This window comes from Sphingomonas folli, assembly GCF_019429525.1.
Lineage (GTDB): Bacteria > Pseudomonadota > Alphaproteobacteria > Sphingomonadales > Sphingomonadaceae > Sphingomonas > Sphingomonas folii.
Genome location: NZ_JAHXZL010000004.1, coordinates 111,181 through 128,164, shown reverse-complemented (window position 1 = coordinate 128,164; position 16,984 = coordinate 111,181). Strand labels below are relative to the sequence as shown.

The 16,984-nt window shown below is 70.2% G+C and carries 17 protein-coding genes and 1 tRNA gene; 9 read left to right on the top strand and 9 right to left on the bottom strand.

Annotated features, from left to right (window positions below; all coding sequences use genetic code 11):
• Positions 1 to 83 precede the first annotated feature (83 nt).
• Positions 84 to 1,043 (top strand): LysR substrate-binding domain-containing protein, encoded by a 960-nt coding sequence (locus tag KZ813_RS07650; protein WP_219754382.1) that lies wholly within the window; start codon positions 84 to 86, stop codon positions 1,041 to 1,043.
• Here KZ813_RS07650 and KZ813_RS07645 read toward each other — a convergent pair.
• A tRNA-Thr gene (locus KZ813_RS07645) sits at positions 1,022 to 1,096 on the bottom strand. The genes KZ813_RS07650 and KZ813_RS07645 overlap by 22 nt on opposite strands.
• Positions 1,097 to 1,182: 86 nt before the next feature.
• Between KZ813_RS07645 and KZ813_RS07640 the strand changes: the two genes are divergently transcribed.
• Positions 1,183 to 1,344 carry a hypothetical protein gene (locus tag KZ813_RS07640; protein WP_219754381.1) on the top strand — a complete coding sequence of 54 codons (162 nt, stop codon included), beginning with the start codon at positions 1,183 to 1,185 and terminating at the stop codon, positions 1,342 to 1,344.
• A gap of 67 nt (positions 1,345 to 1,411) precedes the next feature.
• On the opposite strand, the gene KZ813_RS07635 is transcribed toward KZ813_RS07640, so the two are convergent.
• Positions 1,412 to 3,211, bottom strand: coding sequence for an aminopeptidase P family protein (locus tag KZ813_RS07635; RefSeq protein WP_219754380.1), 1,800 nt, complete (start codon positions 3,209 to 3,211; stop codon positions 1,412 to 1,414).
• A gap of 155 nt (positions 3,212 to 3,366) precedes the next feature.
• Here KZ813_RS07635 and KZ813_RS07630 point away from each other — a divergent pair, with 155 nt between their 5' ends.
• Together KZ813_RS07630 and KZ813_RS07625 are read left to right on the top strand one after the other, a co-directional pair.
• Entirely contained in the window at positions 3,367 to 3,936 is a 570-nt protein-coding gene (locus KZ813_RS07630) for an HNH endonuclease (protein ID WP_183944220.1), read from the top strand.
• Between the two features lie 37 nt (positions 3,937 to 3,973).
• Positions 3,974 to 4,402 (top strand): EF-hand domain-containing protein, encoded by a 429-nt coding sequence (locus KZ813_RS07625; RefSeq protein ID WP_219754379.1) that lies wholly within the window; start codon positions 3,974 to 3,976, stop codon positions 4,400 to 4,402.
• Between the two features lie 246 nt (positions 4,403 to 4,648).
• On the opposite strand, the gene KZ813_RS07620 is transcribed toward KZ813_RS07625, so the two are convergent.
• Positions 4,649 to 5,605: a UDP-glucuronic acid decarboxylase family protein gene (locus tag KZ813_RS07620; protein WP_219754378.1), complete on the bottom strand. Its 957-nt coding sequence runs from the start codon at positions 5,603 to 5,605 to the stop codon at positions 4,649 to 4,651.
• A 162-nt stretch (positions 5,606 to 5,767) separates the two neighbouring features.
• On the opposite strand from KZ813_RS07620, the gene KZ813_RS07615 reads away from it, so the two are divergent.
• On the top strand, positions 5,768 to 6,766 hold the full coding sequence (locus KZ813_RS07615) for an acyltransferase family protein (RefSeq protein WP_219754377.1): 999 nt from the start codon (positions 5,768 to 5,770) through the stop codon (positions 6,764 to 6,766).
• Here KZ813_RS07615 and KZ813_RS07610 read toward each other — a convergent pair.
• Positions 6,720 to 7,895: a glycosyltransferase family 2 protein gene (locus KZ813_RS07610; protein ID WP_308461814.1), complete on the bottom strand. Its 1,176-nt coding sequence runs from the start codon at positions 7,893 to 7,895 to the stop codon at positions 6,720 to 6,722. The genes KZ813_RS07615 and KZ813_RS07610 overlap by 47 nt on opposite strands.
• Before the next feature lie 292 nt (positions 7,896 to 8,187).
• Between KZ813_RS07610 and xrtV the strand changes: the two genes are divergently transcribed.
• Both xrtV and epsI read left to right on the top strand, forming a co-directional pair.
• Complete coding sequence (xrtV, locus tag KZ813_RS07605; RefSeq protein ID WP_219754376.1) at positions 8,188 to 9,084, top strand: exosortase V; 897 nt, start codon at positions 8,188 to 8,190, stop codon at positions 9,082 to 9,084.
• The gene (gene epsI, locus KZ813_RS07600) at positions 9,077 to 9,784 is read left to right on the top strand and encodes an exosortase-associated protein EpsI, V-type (RefSeq protein WP_219754375.1); all 708 of its coding nucleotides are present in this window, start codon (positions 9,077 to 9,079) and stop codon (positions 9,782 to 9,784) included. Before xrtV ends, epsI begins: the two co-directional genes overlap by 8 nt.
• Before the next feature lie 6 nt (positions 9,785 to 9,790).
• On the opposite strand, the gene KZ813_RS07595 is transcribed toward epsI, so the two are convergent.
• Positions 9,791 to 10,042 carry an XrtV sorting system accessory protein gene (locus tag KZ813_RS07595; protein ID WP_219754374.1) on the bottom strand — a complete coding sequence of 84 codons (252 nt, stop codon included), beginning with the start codon at positions 10,040 to 10,042 and terminating at the stop codon, positions 9,791 to 9,793.
• A gap of 87 nt (positions 10,043 to 10,129) precedes the next feature.
• On the opposite strand from KZ813_RS07595, the gene KZ813_RS07590 reads away from it, so the two are divergent.
• Positions 10,130 to 10,978: a SurA N-terminal domain-containing protein gene (locus KZ813_RS07590; RefSeq protein WP_219754373.1), complete on the top strand. Its 849-nt coding sequence runs from the start codon at positions 10,130 to 10,132 to the stop codon at positions 10,976 to 10,978.
• 317 nt (positions 10,979 to 11,295) lie between these two features.
• Here KZ813_RS07590 and KZ813_RS07585 read toward each other — a convergent pair whose 3' ends face one another.
• The 4 genes from KZ813_RS07585 to KZ813_RS07570 are packed head-to-tail and all read right to left on the bottom strand — an operon-like array spanning position 11,296 to position 15,384.
• Positions 11,296 to 12,105 carry a CpsD/CapB family tyrosine-protein kinase gene (locus KZ813_RS07585; protein ID WP_219754372.1) on the bottom strand — a complete coding sequence of 270 codons (810 nt, stop codon included), beginning with the start codon at positions 12,103 to 12,105 and terminating at the stop codon, positions 11,296 to 11,298.
• Between the two features lie 2 nt (positions 12,106 to 12,107).
• Positions 12,108 to 13,580 (bottom strand): GumC family protein, encoded by a 1,473-nt coding sequence (locus tag KZ813_RS07580; protein WP_219754371.1) that lies wholly within the window; start codon positions 13,578 to 13,580, stop codon positions 12,108 to 12,110.
• Positions 13,577 to 14,788: a hypothetical protein gene (locus KZ813_RS07575; RefSeq protein WP_219754370.1), complete on the bottom strand. Its 1,212-nt coding sequence runs from the start codon at positions 14,786 to 14,788 to the stop codon at positions 13,577 to 13,579. Before KZ813_RS07575 ends, KZ813_RS07580 begins: the two co-directional genes overlap by 4 nt.
• Positions 14,785 to 15,384, bottom strand: a complete 600-nt coding sequence (locus KZ813_RS07570; protein ID WP_219754369.1) for a polysaccharide biosynthesis/export family protein — start codon at positions 15,382 to 15,384, stop codon at positions 14,785 to 14,787. The genes KZ813_RS07575 and KZ813_RS07570 overlap by 4 nt, the downstream gene beginning before the upstream one ends.
• Positions 15,385 to 15,560: 176 nt before the next feature.
• Here KZ813_RS07570 and KZ813_RS07565 point away from each other — a divergent pair, with 176 nt between their 5' ends.
• The gene (locus tag KZ813_RS07565; protein WP_219754368.1) at positions 15,561 to 16,973 is read left to right on the top strand and encodes a tetratricopeptide repeat protein; all 1,413 of its coding nucleotides are present in this window, start codon (positions 15,561 to 15,563) and stop codon (positions 16,971 to 16,973) included.
• The last annotated feature ends 11 nt before the right edge of the window (positions 16,974 to 16,984 follow it).

Below are 16,984 nucleotides of genomic sequence, written 5' to 3'. Positions count from 1 at the left end.
CCTTTTGCTATCCGATCCGAGGTGGCTAGGTGGCGAAGGATGCGGCGGAGGAGAACCGCCGCAGGATGCGAAGGATCTGTGCGATGGACGCAAAGCTGACGGGTGGCAGCGACCGGGCGCGCGCGCTCGCTTTGTTCGCCGCCGTGGTGGAGGCGGGCAGTTTCTCCGCCGCGGCGCGGGTGCTGGATCTGACGCCGTCGGCGGTGGCGCGGGCGATCGACCGGATCGAGGCGCGGCTCGGCGTGCGGCTGCTGCTGCGCTCGACGCGCGCACTGACGCTCACCGCGGAGGGGCAGGCCTATCTGCTCGCGGCGCGGCGCATCCTCGCCGACCTCGACGACGCCGAGCAGCAGATCGCCGACCAGGGCAGCCCGCGCGGGCGGCTGCGCGTCTCCGCCGCCCTGGCGCACGGGCGGCTGTACGTCGTCCCGCTGCTCGGCGACTTCGCGCACGCCTACCCGCACATCCTGGTCGACATCGCGCTGACCGACACGCTGGTCGATGTCGCCGCGGGGCAGGCGGACGTCGCGATCCGCTTCGGCCCGTTGGTCGACAGCGCGCTGACCGCGCGCAAGCTCGGCCAGAGCGGGCGCGTCATCGTCGCCTCGGCCGCCTATCTCTCGCGGCACGGCACGCCGCGGGTGCCGGAGGACCTGCACGCGCACAATTGCCTCAACTTCAGCTTCCGCCGCGCCGAGCCGACCTGGCCGTTCCGCCGCGACGGCCACGATTTCAACCTGTGCGTGGAGGGCGGCATCGTCGCCAACAACGGCGAGACGCTGGGCCAGCTGGCGGCGGCCGGGGTCGGGGTGACTCGCGTCGGGCGTTTCAGCGTCGCGGGCGAGATCGCCGAGGGGCGGCTGGTGCCGCTGCTGGAGGACTATAATCCCGGCGACGTCGAGTTGATCCACGCCGTCTTCGTCGGCGGCGCGCATCTGCCGGCGCGGGTGCGCGTGTTCGTCGACTTTCTCGCCGAGCGGCTGACGGGATCAGCCGCGCACGGCCGGGGGATCGGGGAGAATGGTGCTGCCGGTGAGGATTGAACTCACGACCTCAGCCTTACCAAGGATGCGCTCTACCACTGAGCTACGGCAGCACTTCCGACCTCGTCGGGCGGAGGGCGCCTAAGAGACGAGGCGCCGGTGATTGTCAAGGTGCCGCGCGCGCTCTAGCGCGCTTTTCATGAGCGATCGCGACGAGCGGGCGGCCCGCCTGGCCGAGCAGCTGCGTGCCAACCTGCGGCGGCGCAAGGCGCAGGCGCGCGCCACCCAGGCGGCGGAGCGCGCGGATGAGGGGGACACACCCGCGGCGGCCAGCCCACCGCCGCGTGACGAGCCGGCGTGACGGCGAGCGACGGCCTCGCGCAGATCCTCACCGACGCGGCACGGCATCGCCTGGCCACGCGCCACAATCAGCGCGCGATGCGCGTGCACTTCGCCTCGAGCCATGACGCGTCCTCTCCCCCCAGCACCGGCGCGAGCGTCGCCGCCACGCGGTGATGATAGGCGTTGAGCCACGTCAGCTCGTCGTCGGTGAGGAGTCCGGGCGCGATCAGGTCGCGCTCGATCGGTGCCAGCGTCAGCGTCTCGAAGCCGAGCATCGGCGCGTCGCCGCCGGGCAGCTCGCGTTCCACCACCAGCAGCAGGTTCTCGATGCGGATGCCGTAGGCGCCTGCCTTGTAATAGCCGGGCTCGTTCGAGAGGATCATGCCGGGCAGCAGCGGCTCGGCCGGGCCGCCGCCCGGGTAGCTCGGCTTGGCGATACGCGCCGGCCCCTCGTGCACCGAGAGATAGCTGCCGACGCCGTGGCCGGTGCCGTGCGCATAGTCGAGCCCGGCGTCCCACAGCGGCCGGCGCGCGAGCGAGTCGAGCTGGCCGCCGTTGGTGCCGCGCGGGAAGGTCGCGGTAGCGAGCGCGATATGCCCCTTGAGGACGCGCGTGAAGCGGTCGCGCATCTCGTCGCTCGGCGCGCCGACCGGTACGACGCGGGTCACGTCGGTGGTGCCGTCCTCATACTGGCCGCCCGAGTCGATCAGGTAGAGCTGCCCGAGCTCGATCGGCAGGCTCGACTCGGGGGTGACCCGATAGTGCGGGATCGCGCCGTGCGGCCCGGTCGCCGAGATCGCGTCGAACGACTGGTCGCGTAGCAGTCCCCCCTCGGTGCGGAAGGCGAGCAGCCGCTCGGCCGCGGAGAGCTCGGTGACGCCCCCGCGCGGCGCCGCGTCGGCGATCCAGCGCAGGAAGCGGGTCAGCGCGGCGCCGTCGCGCAGCGAGGCGGCGCGATGGCCGTCGATCTCGGTCGGGTTCTTGGTGGCGCGCGGCAGCACGGTCGGGTCGCGCAGCGCCAGCACGGTGCCGCCGGCGCGCTCGACGCGGTCCGCGACCGCCGCGACCGCGAGCGTGGGGTCGATCGCCACGCGCTTGCCGGCGAGCGAGTCGAGCGACGCGGCGAAGCCATCGCGGTCATGGACTCGGACCGCGTTGCCGAGATGCTCCGCGACCTCGGCCGTCATCTTCTCGGGCGCGACATAGAGGTCGGCGGTGCCGTCGGCGTGCGCGACCGCATAAGCGAGCGCCACGGGCGTGCGCGCGACGTCGCTGCCGCGCAGGTTGAGCAGCCAGGCGATCGAGTCGAGCGCGGTGATCACGGTCGCGTCCGCGCCCGCGTCGGCGAGCCAGTCGGCGACGTCGGCGCGCTTGGCCGCCGCGCCGCGCCCGGCGAGCCGCTCGGGCTGGACCGCGAGCGGCGCGGGGGAGGGGGCGGGGCGGTCGACCCAGATCGCGTCGATCGGGTTGCGCTCGACCGCGACCAGCTCGGCGCCGACGCCGGCGAGAGCGGCGCGCGCCTCCTCGACCCAGCCGCGCGCGTGCAGCCAGGGATCATAGCCGACCCGCGTCCCCGCGCGCGCGTGCTCGCCCAGCCAGGCGGCGACGTTGCTCTCGGGCACGCTGACGAACGACCAGTCCGCCTCCGACACCTGCTCGCGCACCTGGATCGTGTAGCGGCCGTCGGTGAAGATCGCGGCGGCGTCCGCCAGCACCACCGCGCTGCCGGCCGAGCCCTCGAAGCCGGTCAGCCACGCCAGCCGCTGCGCATAGTCGCCGACATATTCGCTCATATGCTCGTCGGTCAGCGGCACGACGAACCCGTCGAGCTGGTCGCGCGCGAGCTGGTCGCGGAGCGCGCGGAGGCGCGCGGTAGGAGTCGGCATGGACGGGACCCGATGGTGAGAGACGAAGCCGCGAGGCGTGCCACAGCCGCGCCGCGGCGACCAGTCTTGAAGCCGCCGAGTCGCGCTGTCATCATGTCGTCACGCCACTGCGCGACAGCGCCGGCGCGAGTAAGAGGTAAGGGAGACGTTCAAGCGTGTTCCATCCCGACCTGATCCGGCATCCGGACAGCTGCCCGACGTTGGTGCTGAACGCCGATTACACGCCGCTGTCCTATTATCCCCTCAGCATCTGGCCGTGGCAGACGGCGGTGAAGGCGGTCTTCCTGGATCGCGTCGACATCGTCGCGCATTACGAGCGCGAGGTGCGCAGCCCCAACCACGTGATGCGGCTGCCGTCGGTGATCGCGCTCAAGCAGTTCGTGAAGCCGTCGCAGTTCCCCGCCTTCACGCGCTTCAACCTGTTCCTGCGCGACACGTTCGCGTGCCAATATTGCGGCAGCAACGCGCGCGAGCTGACCTTCGACCACGTCGTGCCGCGCGCGCAGGGCGGGCGGACGACGTGGGAGAATGTCGTCACCGCCTGCGCGCCGTGCAACCTGAAGAAGGGCGGTCGGACGCCGCGCCAGGCGCATATGCCGCTGGCGATCGAGCCGATCCGCCCGACCAGCTGGCAGCTGCAGGAGCACGGCCGCCGCTTCCCGCCGAATTATCTGCATGAAAGCTGGCACGACTGGCTCTACTGGGACGTCGAGCTCGAGGCGTGACGCGTCGCGGGTGACACACACGGGAGTTTCGGGGCGCATGCGGTGGCAGATGATGGTGGCGGGGGCCGTGCTGCTCGCCGCCTGCTCGAAGGAGAATGCGGAGGAGGCGGCCGACCCGGCGGTGCTGGCCAATTACGTGCCGCCGTTCGTGATGTCGCGGCTCGACTATGGCGGCGTGGTCGAGCGTCGCTTCCGCCGGCTCGACGTCAACCACGACGATCATCTCACGCCCAACGAGCTTCCCAAGCGGCTGGCAGATCGCCTCGCCGACATCGATCGCGACAAGGACGGCCGCATCTCCAACGACGAGTGGAGCGCGTGGATGATCGCGCGCTTCGACCAGCAGGATTTCAACCGCGACGGCACGGTGACCAGCGACGAGCGCGAGCGCGCGCGTGAGCAGAACGAGATGGAGCTGCCGACGCCGGCGGAGGAACCGGACAACAGCGCCACGCCGACGGGGTGAGGCGGGGGGTTCGTGAGCCCTGAGCGAGGCTCCTCGATTTAAACCTCCTCCGTCATTCCCGCGGAGGCGGGGATCCAGACGCGCGGACCTCACGGCAGGAGCGGCGGCGTCAGCGTGTCTGGATCCCCGCCTACGCGGGGATGACGGTGAAGGGGAGCGGGGCGACACCGCCCGAGTGGCTCACGGGCCGACTGTCACCACTCTTCTTTGGCACACAGCGCGGCGCGCCCCTCCGCTCCCATCACCTCAGGCGGCGAACTCGCGGAAATAGTCGATCGTGCGCTGCAGCCCCTCGCGCAGCTGCACCGTCGGCTCCCAGCCGAGCTTCGACTGCGCCAGCGCGATGTCGGGCTTGCGCTGCATCGGGTCGTCCTGCGGCAGCGGGCGATAGTCGAGCGTCGAGGACGAGCCGGTCAGCTCGATCACCAGCTCGGCCAGCTCGCGGATGGTAAACTCATTGGGGTTGCCGATGTTGACCGGGCCCGCGAAGCCCGGCTCGGTGTCCATCAGCCGCAGGAAGCCCTCGATCAGGTCGTCGACGAAGCAGAAGCTGCGCGTCTGCGCGCCGTCGCCGTAGAGCGTGATCGGCTCGCCCCGGAGCGCCTGCATGATGAAGTTCGACACCACGCGCCCGTCCGCGGGGTGCATGCGCGGGCCATAGGTGTTGAAGATTCGCACGACCTTCACGTCGAGGTTCATCTGACGGTGATAGTCGAAGAACAGCGTCTCGGCGCAGCGCTTGCCCTCGTCGTAGCAGGAGCGGATGCCGATCGGGTTGACGTTGCCCCAATAGTCCTCCTTCTGCGGGTGGACGTGCGGGTCGCCGTAGACCTCGCTGGTCGACGCCTGGAACACCTTGCACTTCAACCGTTTGGCCAGACCGAGCATGTTGATCGCGCCGATCACCGAGGTCTTGGTGGTCTGCACCGGATCATATTGATAGTGGATCGGCGAGGCGGGGCAGGCGAGATTGTAGATCTCGTCCACCTCGACGTAGAGCGGGAAACACACGTCGTGGCGCAGGAACTCGAACCGGGGATTGCCGTGCAGATGGTCGATGTTGCGCTTGGCGCCGGTGAAGAGGTTGTCGACGCACACCACTTCGTCGCCGCGGTCGAGCAGCCGGTCGATCAGGTGCGAGCCGAGGAAGCCGGCGCCGCCGGTGACGAGCACGCGCTTCCGCGACTGATAGTTGCGCGACATAGACGGTGAAACTCCCTGATAGCGCCGGCCGGCGCCCGACCGGTCGCCGGGCGCGTGCTTGTGCCAATGATCCCGCGCGGCGACAAGGAAGCTTTCAGACAAAGCCGTCATCACGTCGTCGACGATGGCCAAGAATGGCGGCGAATGACTAAGGTACCATTGATGCGGCGCATCCCGATCCTCGACGGCTGGCGCGCGCTGAGCATCCTGCTGGTGCTCGCGGGGCACCTGCTGCCGCTCGGGCCGCACCGCTGGGGGCTCAACGGCGCGGTCGCGGCGAGCGGCATGGCGCTGTTCTTCACGTTGTCGGGCTTCCTGATCACGCAGTTCCTGCTGCACCGGCCCGAGGTGGTGCCGTTCCTGATCCGGCGGCTGTTCCGCATCGTGCCGCTCGGCTGGCTCGCGATGGTCGCGCTGGCGCTGGCGAGCCGCGCCGGGGCCGAGTCGCTCGGCGCCAACCTGCTGTTCATCGCCAACCTGCCGCCGACGCGGCTGCTGCCCGGCGGCGAGCATCTGTGGAGCCTGTGCGTCGAGGTGCAGTTCTACGTCGGCGTCGCGCTGCTGGTCGCGCTGGGCGGGCGGCGCGCGCTGTGGCTGCTGCCGGCGCTGTGCGTCGCGGTGACGCTGACCCGGGTCGCGCAGCACGCGCCGATCAGCATCTTCACCTGGCAGCGAATCGACGAGATCCTCGCCGGCGCGACGCTGGCGCTGCTGCACGCGCGCGCGCCGCGCTGGACCGCCTCGCTGCCGCGCGCGCTGCCGCTGCTGCTGCTGCCGCTGCTGGTCGCCTCGGGGCATGAGGGGAGCGGCGCGCTGATGTTCCTGCGCCCCTACCTGGCCGCGGCGACGGTGGGGTGCTCGATCTACGCCGCGCCGGCGTGGCTGCGCGCGCTGTTCGGCTCGACCCCGGCGCGCTACGTCGCCGAGGTCTCCTACGCGGTCTACGTCTTCCACGCGATGTTCGCGGCGACCTGGCTGGGCAGCGGCGACACGCTGGTCCGCTATGCCAAGCGCCCGCTGCTGTTCGCCGCGACGTTCGCCGCAGCGCATCTCTCCACCTTCCGCTTCGAGCGACCGATGATCGAGCTCGGCAAGAAGGTCGAGCGGCGCTGGCTCAGCGGGCGCGCAGCCAGCCGGTCGGTCGACCGCCGAGCAACTTGAGGTAGAGCGGGATCTTCCACAGCACGTAGAGCGGCAGCCGCGCCGCCGCCCCGGCGGAGAGGAACGGTCGGCCGACGCGCCGCCACGCCACCCACAGCGCCAGCGTCGCGGCGGCGAGCGCGCCCGCGAGCAGCAGCGCGGGCCAGAGCGACGCGCCGGCGAGCACGAGCAGCAAGGCGACGATCAGAGCGGCGAGGTCGAGCATCAGCAGCAGCGTCAGCGGCGGGATGGCGAGGCTCAGCCCCGCCCACAGCGCGCGCGGGTCACCGCGGCGCAGCGCCGCGCCCATCGCGGGCAGTGCGCGCGTGAGCGAGGTGGCGAGAAAGCCGCCCTCCCAGCGCTGGCGCTGCTGCAGCGTGCCCTCCGCGCTGCTCGCCGCGCTCCACACCGTCGCCTCGGGGACGTAGCGCGGCAGCTTGCCGCGGCGCGCGAGGTCGAGACCGAGCGCGAGGTCCTCGACGATGTCCGAGGTGGCGAGCGGCGCGTCGCGGAAGATCGGCCAGGGGAAGGCCATGCCCGTGCCCGTCAGATTGGCGCGACCGGCCAGTCGCGAGAGTCCGCCCTGACGCACCAGATTCTTGATGACGAAGGCGAAGTTGGAGACCTGCACCATCGGCGCGGCGGTCAGGTCGGGGGCGAGCAGGTTGGTCGCCTGGACCGGTCGCTCGGTCGCGCGCGCCGCCATGGCGAGCAGCGAGGCGCGATCGGTGGCGCCGTCGGCGTCGAGCACCATCACCACCGCCGGCTGGTCGGCGGAATCGCGCGCGGCGAGCTGGTCGCGCGCGTGCGCCAGCGCATAGCCCTTGCCGCGGCGCGCCGGGTCGTCGCGTCGCGTGACGCTCGCCCCCGCCGCGGCAGCGATGGCGGCGGTGTCATCGCGGCAATTGTCCGCGACCACCAGCAGCTCGAACCCCGCCGGCAGCTCGGGGAGGAGCCGCGCGACCGTCGCCGCGATGATCGACCCCTCGTCGTGCGCGGGCATCACGACCACCGCGCGCGGCACGGCTCCCGTCGGGGCGGCAGAGGCAGGCGGGCGCAGTCCCGCGACCACCTCGATCACGAAGGCGCTGGTGAGCGCCAGCAGCGGTGCCGCGACGATCCCAGCGACGATGGTCGCGATCACTGCCACTGTTGTCACCTGTCTCACCCTTCGAACGCCGCGGACCGCGCCGTCGCGGCTGTAGCGCAGCGGCGCGAGCGCTGGCCACTAGCTTGTCGCGGGTGAGCTTTCGGTAAACGGCGCGTTTGCCTTAAACCGTGCCACTTTCGTCAATCGGCCGCGGCGCATGACGGCCTCCGTCAGTTGCGAGCGGGTGCGTTGATGTCTATGCCAAGTTCCGCCGGAAGGGGTCGCCGGTGCCGCGTCGGTATGTGCCCGCTCGTCGAGTTCGATACAGGTGAATAGTCAGCACAGTGCGACCATGTCGACCGCGGCCGAGCTCGATCGGCCGCGCGGACGGCCCGCGCCGCGTCTCCCCACGCTGTCGGCCTCGGCCTGGCTGCTGCTGATCGGCTGCGTCGCGCTGGCGGTGCCGACGATGGTGACGGTCGCCCGCTTCAGCTGGTCGACCGAGCAGGGCGGACATGGCCCGCTGGTGCTCGCCACCGGGCTGTGGCTGCTGTGGCGCGAAGTACCGGGCGTGTGGCCGCTGCGGCGGCCCGGCTCGGGATGGGTAGTCGCGCTGCTGCTGCCGGTCTGCCTGCTGCTCTATCTCGCCGCGCACATCACCGGCATCATCGAGATCGAGGGGTTCGCGCTCTACGGCGCGCTGCTCGTCGCGGCCTATGCGCTGCTGGGCGGGGCGGTGCTGCGCGAGCTGTGGTTCCCGATCGTCTATCTCGGCTTCGTCTTCCCGCCGCCGGACCAGTTGGTGGCGGTGATCACCCAGCCGCTCAAGATCGCCATCTCGGAGCAGGCGGTGAACCTGCTCTACGCGCTCGGCTATCCGATCGGCAGCTCGGGCGTGACGATCCAGATCGCGCAATATGACCTGCTGGTCGCGGCGGCCTGCGCCGGGCTCAACTCGATCATCAGCCTCACCGCGATCTGCCTGTTCTACATCTACGTGCGGCACCAGGCGAACTGGCGCTACGCCGCGCTGCTGATGCTGACGATCGTGCCGATCGCGATCTTCGCCAATTTCATCCGCGTGATCCTGCTGATCCTGATCACTTATTATTTCGGTGACGCGGCGGCGCAGGGGTTCGCGCACGATTTCGCCGGGCTGGTGATGTTCCTGGTCTCGGTGCTCACCATCTTCGCGATCGACGCGCTGGCGAGCCCGCTCCGCCGCGCGCTGGGGAATGGCCATGACTGAGGCGAGCCGCCACGCGGTGCCCGAGACCCGCCTGCTCGACCGGCGTCGCGCGCTGCTGGGCGGGGCCTTCCTGCTCACCGCGGGCGTCGCGGCCGCGCGCGTGCCGGGCAACCACATCGACCTGCTCGGCAAGCGCAAGCTCGACGCGCTGATCCCCGCGCAGGTGGGCCCCTGGTCCTTCTACTCGAAGAGCGGGTTGGTGACACCGCCGCCCGATCAGCTCTCCGACCTGCTCTACTCGCAGCTGCTCACCCGCGTGTATCTCGCCTCGGATCAGCTGCCGATCATGCTGCTGATGGCGCAGAGCAGCGGGCAGACCGGCGTGCTCCAGGTGCACCGCCCCGAATATTGCTATCCGGCCGGCGGCTTCAAACTGACCGACAAGGCCGTCCGCGCGGTGCCGCTGCCCGGCGGTCAGCTCGACGCGACGGTGATGACCGCGAGCGCGGACAATCGCGTCGAGCAGCTGATGTACTGGACCCGCGTCGGGCGTGACATGCCGCTGTCCTGGGCGGAGCAGCGCTGGTCGGTCGCGCGCGCGAACCTGCGCGGCGACGTGCCCGACGCGATGCTGGTGCGCATCTCGACGCTGACGCACGACCGCGAGGCCGGGATGCAGACGCTGGCGGCCTTCACCCGCGCGCTGTTCGCGGCCGTGCCCGCCGACGTGCGCCGCGTGCTCGACAGCGCCGCCGGCTGAGCCGACTCACGAGCGGCGGCTGGGCAGGTCGATCGGCTTGAGGACGAGGAGGATGAAGATCAGGTTCGCGACGATCAGCACGATCGCGAGCAGATGCTGACCCGAATTGCCGAAATAATTGGCGAGCGCGCAGATCACCGCGCCGGCCAGATAGGCAAGCATCGAATCCTGTCGGTCGCTGGAAACAGATCGTTGCAGAAACAGCACGACAAGGCCGGCGAAAATGGCCAAAGTCACCCAATCGTAAGCAGTTTGCATCCGGCGGTCCAATCCTTGACGAGGCAGCGGTACAGCAATTCCGCAGCTTGTGCTAGGTAGGCGGCCAACAGTGAAAAGGGGATTGAGATGTTCAGGCGTGGGACTCTGATCGCGGCGAGCTCGCTCGCGCTGCTCGCGGCGGGATGCGATCGCAAGCCGACTGGGCAGACGGTCGCGGTGGTGAACGGGGACGAGGTCTCGATCGGCGAGCTCAACGCCGAGCTGCAGCAGGCCAACGTGCCGCAGGGCGCGGACCAGAAGGCGGTGCGCGCGCAGCTGCTGCAGAATATCATCAGCCGCCGACTGCTGGCGCAGGACGCGCGCAAGAACGGCGTCGACAAGACGCCCGAGTTCCTGAGCCGTCAGCGCCGGCTCACCGACGAGCTGCTGATCGCGATGAACGCCGAGCGCCAGTCCGGCAGCCAGAAGCTGCCCGACCAGAGAGCGATCGACCAGTTCATCGCGGCCAACCCGCAGGCCTTCGCGCAGCGTCAGGTGCTCGCATTGCAGCAGGTCGCGATCGACCCGCCGAGCGACCCCAAGTCGCTCGAGCCGCTCAAGGACGCGCACTCGCTCGACGCGGTCGCGGCGACGCTGACCAAGCTCGGCATCCCGTTCACGCGCACCAGCGGCCGGCTCGACACCGCCAGCGTGCCCCCCGAGGTGCTCAAGCGCATCTTCGCGCTGCCCTCGACCGAGCCGTTCGTGCTGCCCGCCGGCGGCAAGCTGTTCGCCAACGTGATCGTCGGGCGCGAGCCGGTGGCGATGTCGGCGGACGACATGCGCAAGGCGGCGGTCGCCGCGCTGCGCAAGCAGAGCGAGGACAAGAGCCTCAACGATCAGGTGAAGCAGCTGCGCTCGACCGCGAAGATCGAGTATCAGCCGGGCTATGCCCCGCCGCCGACCGGCTCGGGCGCACCGGCCGCCGCGAAATGAGGTGAGGGCGGCGGCGTCTCGGGGCGCCGCCGCTCGCCTGCGGGGGCCTGCGTGGGCAGGAACCCGGGGTGGCCGCATCGCGCTCGGGGCCCAGGGGCCCTGGATGCGCATGATTATGCCGAGGCTCAGTGAGGCGAAGCCAAATGAGGCGAGGCCGCCGCGCCGCCCCGTGCATCATCCTCCCGACGAGGGAAGGTGGCAGGCCGCGGGCCTGATATTGGGGAGTTGCCGGTGGCGACATCCGCTCACCTCGCCGACGACGACCTCCCTCCACCAGCCCGCGGTTGCTCCCCTTGCAGGGGGGATCTGCTTACCGCTTACTTATAATAGTCGGCGTAGCCCGCGCCGTAGCCGTAACCGTAGCTGTCGGCGAGCAGGCCGCCGTCGAAGCGGTTGAGCACGACACCCGCGCAGGGCGCCTGGTCGAGCACGTGGAGCGCGTCCTTGACCTGCTTCTTCGTGGTGCGCCCCTCCTCGACCACCATGATGAAGGCGTCGAGCTTGGTGGTCACGATCGTCGCGTCGTCGTTGGCGAAGACGGGCGGCAGGTCGCACAGGAAGATCGAGGGCGCGGTCACCGCGCGCATCGACGCGATCGCGCGCTCCATCCGCGACGAGGCGAGCAGCTCGGCCGAATGCGCCGGGGCACGGTCGGTCGGCAGGATCACCAGCCGCTCGCCCTGCGGGTGGCAGGCGAACGCGCCGAGCGAGTCGACGTCGCCCTCGAGATAGTCGCGCATGCCGCGCTCGACCGGGATCCCGAAGTTGTCGGCGATCGAGCCGCGCCGCAGGTCGAGGTCGACGAGATAGGTGTCGAGCCCCGGGGTGCGCGACAGCGCGGCGGCCAGGTTGGTGGCGCAGAACGACTTGCCCACCGCCGGCGTCGCCGAGACGATGCCGAACAGCCGCCAGCCCTTGTGCCGCTGCAGCTTCAGCAGCCGCGAGCGCAGCATGTTGAACGGGCGCGAGCGCACGTCGCGGCTGTCGAAGCCGTAGATGCCGCGCTGCTTCGCCTCGGCGCTGCTCCAGGCGAACTCGGCGCTCTGCTCGAGCACGGGGATGGTCTCGCCCGCGAACGGGGCGATCTCGGGCTTGGTCATGGGAATGGCCTTGAGCATATCGGTCATCTTCACAACGCTCCGCCGGTGTCGGCGGCCAGACGGGATCGGCGACGGAACGGCAGCGCGGGCAGCCAGCGGCGCCGCTTCCTGCCCGGCGCGAGGTCGGGGGTGAAGGTCGGCACCACCGTCAACGTCTCGAGCCCGAGCGCCTTGAGCTGGTCGACGCCGCGGATCGGGCGCAGCAGGAACTCCAGCGCCAGCGCGAGGACCAGCCCGAGGCCGAGCCCACCGGCGACACCGCCGCCGATCAGCACCAGACGGTTGGGCGAGACCGGGCGATCGGGCGCGGCGGGCGGATCGACCACGGTCAGCCGCTCGCCCTTCTGCTCCTGCGCCATCCGCGCCGAGTTCTGCGCGCGCAGCACGTTGCCGGTGATGTCCTTGAGCTGGTCGCGCAGCCCGCTGGCACGCGCCTCGAGCTGGTTGACCTGTTCCATCACCACCGGCGCGCGCGACGAGTTGGCGAGGCTGGCCGAGGCGCGCGCATTGTCGCTGGCGCGATAGGATTCGAGCTGCGCGATCTGCGCGTTGTTCGCCTGGATCTGGCCCTGCACCAGCGACGCGTCGGACGTGTCACCCTGCGAGTTGGCGATCTCCTGCGCCTGCGCGAGCCGCGCCCTGGCGCGGACCACGTCGGGGTGGCTCTCGTTGTAGACCGCGCGCGCGGCGACCAGCGCCTGCTCGGCCTGCTGCACCAGCGGGTCCTTGCCGCCCGACTTGCGCGACTGCGCCAGCAGCGCCCGGTTCTCGCTCTGCAGCTGCGCGATCTGCGCGCTATAGCCGCTGCTGTTCGACGGCATCACGATGCCGCCCGACGACAGCGCGAGGCCGTTGCGCGCCTTCAGCTGGGTGATCTGGCTCTCGATCTGACCGATCTGGTCCTGCAGCTTGCGCGACTGGTCCTGCAGGAAATCGACCGTGTTGGTCGCCTGCGCCGCCATGCTGGTCGCGTCGATCTCGAGGAAGCGGCTGACGATGCTCTGCATCACCGCCTGCGCCTTGGCAGGATCGCCATAGTCGAAGCTCATCGTGAAGGCGATCGTGCTGGTGCCGCCCTGCTGCGCCTGCTGCCCCTGGCCGATGTCCCCGCTCACCGCCTGCACCGCGGTGGCCTTCTGCATCGTCTCGACGATCTCGGACAGCGGCTTGGAGCGACGCTCCTTCTCGTAGAGATTGTTCTGCTCGATGAGGGCGATCAGGTCACCGCGGCTGAGCACCTGCTCGCGGATCTTGGCGATGCGCTGGTCGATGATCGTCGTCAGCGGCGAGCTGACCAGCGTGGAGGGCAGCTCCTGCGACTCGACCAGCAGCGTCGCCGAGGAACGGTACATCGGCGGCAGCAGCAGCGCGAGCGCGACCCCGATCGTGGAGAGCACCACGAAGGGCACGATGATCAGCCAGCGGCGCTGCCACAATATCGTGGGGATATAACCGAAGAAGCCGGCGCCGCCCTCTTCCTCGTTCGTGTCGACGTCACTCACTGCGTATCGCCCCATCTCGCTCGCACGAATACCTTGACGTTCAGGTCCGACGGCCAGTCACGCCCGCCGCCGGTCGCCCGCCGATAGCCGCCCGCGACGCCGCCGAAGAGTCGCCGCGAGAAGCCATGTTCGTAGCTTGCACCGCCAGTGATGAAGGAGGCGTTGCGAGCCTGCAGAAGATTCGATGTTTCCTGCACGCGCGAGTAATCCACCGAGGCGCGCACCACGTCGTTCTCCCGCACCTGGTAAGAATAGTCCAACCCGGCGCCCTGGCGTTTGGAGACGTCGCCGAAACCGGTCGGCTGCGCGTCCGAATAGGCGCGGAAGCACGTGTTGCTGCGCTGCCCCGCCTTGCACGCGAAGATGTTGCCCGAGATGCCGGTCGAGTGGACCGTCCCGAGCGGCGTGCGCGAGGTGATGAACAGCGCGCCGAGCGCGGCCGAGACCGTGACCGAGGGGCTGAACTGGTGGGTCAGCGTCACCTGCGGCTGGTAGAAGGCGCCCGAGGTGCGCTGGCGCTCGAAGCTGGTCCACGAGCCCGACCCCTGCAGGCCGACGCTGGTGCGCGCCGACACCGCGTGCGACCAGCCGAGCGTCGCCGACTTCGTGGTCGACGAGGTCAGGATGCCCCCGTCCGCGTAGCTGATCCGGCTGGCGCGCAGCTCGCCGTTGACGGTATCGCGCTGGCTGATCCGCAGGTCGGCGCCGACCGCGGCGACCAGGCTCTTCTGGCGCTGGCGCAGGCCGAGCAGCGCGATGTCGGGCGTGCCGAGATCGGGCGGCAGCGACGGGTCGAGCACGCCGACCAGCCCGTAGCTGCTCTGGCCGATGATCGAGCTGTCGTAACTCACCACCGCGTGCGCGTTGAACGTCTGGCTGAGCTGGCGCCGAGCGCGCGCCTCGACGCCGTAGCTGTCGGCCGAGTCGTAGCGCGTGAAATAGTCGGTGCGGCGATAGTAAGCGCTGAGCGCTGCCTCGCCCTTCTCGTCGAGGCGGACGAGCTGCGGCGTGATCGAGAGCTCGGTGAAGGCGCTGCCCGTGTCATTGTCGTCGACCACGAACGGGTTGGTCGAGTAACCGACGCCGGCCTGGCCGTCGACGATGAAGCGCGTGGTCTGCGCCTCGGCCAGCGCGGAGGGCAGCAGCGCCAACGCGGCGCCGAGCGGCAGCGCGGCACCGGCGCGGAGACGACGGGTCAGCCGACTCACGGGACGATCACCGTGTCACCGCCGCGCACCAGCGGGAGCGACTCGCTCGAGAGATTGTCGGTCGAACCGCGCATCAGGTCGCTGATTCGCACGCGCACCGCCTGCGCGCCCGTGGGCGTCTTGCGCAGGATCACGACGTTGCCGAGCGAGGCGAACTCGGTCGGGCCGCCGGCGAAGCTCAGCGCCTCGAGCACGTTGACGTAGCGGTTGGGATTGAACGAGCCCGGCGAGCGGACCTTGCCCAGCACCGAGAATTGCAGCCCGGACGGCGTCTTCACCGACACCGTCACCTGCGGCACCGCGGTGCGATACTGGCTCTCCAGCCCCTTGGTGATGCGCGCCTCGATCTCGCTGGGCAGCGCGTTGAGCGCGTCGACCTTGCCGACGAGCGGGAAGGAGAAGGTGCCGTCGGGCAGCACGCGGACGGTGCGCTGCAGGCGCTCCTCGCCCCAGACGAAGATGTCGAGCTCATCGCCGGGATTGATGCGATAGGCCGCGAGCGTCGCGGCCGAGCCGCCGGCCGCCTGCGCCGCCGCGGGCACAGCCCCGATCAGCGCCAAGGCCACCGTCGCCCCGGACAGAAGCTTATTCACCATTCCCTTGACCCCCCAACTACTAAGGCCTGATCCACAAAGCGATCGGCGCGCGCCACGAGTTTATTTGCTCGTTTGTCCCATATCGAGTACCGGGCACGACGTCAGCCGCCTTACCGCATTTTCCTTTCCATGTACGCACGAGATTGTTGAGTATGTGCAGCATTCTGGTGCGACGAATGGAGCGGTCCGGCCGCATCGCGCTGTTCTTGGCGCTGTTCGCCGTGGCAGCTTGCCGCGCGCCGGAGGAACGCGCCGCGCGCTACGCCGGCATGTATGAGGCGGCGCTGGCCGGCAACGATCCCTGGACCGCGCGGCTGGCGATGCAGCGCGCGGTCGCGATCGACGATTCGAACCCGCAATATTGGGCCGCACTCGGCCGGGTGCAGCTGACCTTGGGCGACTATCCCGGCGCCTATGCCGCCTACGTCCGCGCCAACGAGCTCGATCGCTCGAACGCCAACGTGATCCAGACGCTCGCCGACCTCGCCGCGCTGAGCGGGCGCGCGGAGGACGCGCGGAAATACGCCAACCAGGTGCTGCTGCTGCTGCCGAGCGACCCGGCGCCGCAGGCGACGCTCGGCTTCGTCGCGCTGCACGACCGCGACTTCGACACCGCGCTCAAGCGCGCCGACACGGTGCTCGCCAGCCGCCCCGACGATTCGAACGCCACCATCCTGAAGGCGCGCGCGCTGGCGTCGAGCGGCGAGCCCGACGCCTCGCTCAAGCTGCTGGCGGATTTCACCGCGGCCCACCCGCGCGACGGCGCCGCGCTCGACACGATGGTCACGGTGGCGCGGCGCTTCCGGCGGCTCGCGCCGCTCGCCGCGGCGCGCGAGAAGCTGGTCGCGCTGCGTCCGCACGACGCGGCGCTGCGGGTCGCCTATGCCGATTCGCTCTACGCGCTCGGCCAGCGGGAACGCGCGCGCGGGCTGACCGAGCGGCTGGTCCGCGGCGGCGACTACGGCGATTCGCTGATCGACGTGCTCGCGCTGTGGCGCCGCTACGAGCCGCGCGACTGGAGCGTGCCGACCGTCCGAGCCCTGGCCGCCGCGGCGTCGCCGCGGGACCGGCTGCGCTACGCCTATTTCCTGATGCTGACCGGCGCGGCCGACGACGCCGAGTCGCTGGTGGCGCCGATGGCGCGGCCGCCGGTCACCGCCGCCAACGCCTCGGTGCTGGCGCTGCTGGCGCAGATCCGCGCCACGCAGGGGCATGACAGCGAGGCCGAGTCGCTGCTCAACCAGGTGCTCGCCTTCGACCAGAGCAACGTGGTCGCGCTGCGCGCGCGCGCCGACCTGTACCTGCGCACGGGCCGCGGGCACCAGGCGGTGTTCGACGCGCAGAAGCTGGTGGCGGAGAAGACCCGCGCGCCCGACGACCGCGTGCGACTCGCGCGCGCCTACCGCCAGGCGGGGCAGGCGCAGCTGGCCGAGAATGCGCTGCGCGGCGGGCTGCAGGACATACCCGGCGACCCTCTGCTCTACGGGGAGCTGCGAGATTATCTGGTCGCGATGGGGCGCAGCGATGAACTCGACGAATTGGGTCAACAATTTGTAGAGCAGCAGCGGTTAGCACGGGCGCAGTGGTGAGATATTCTCGC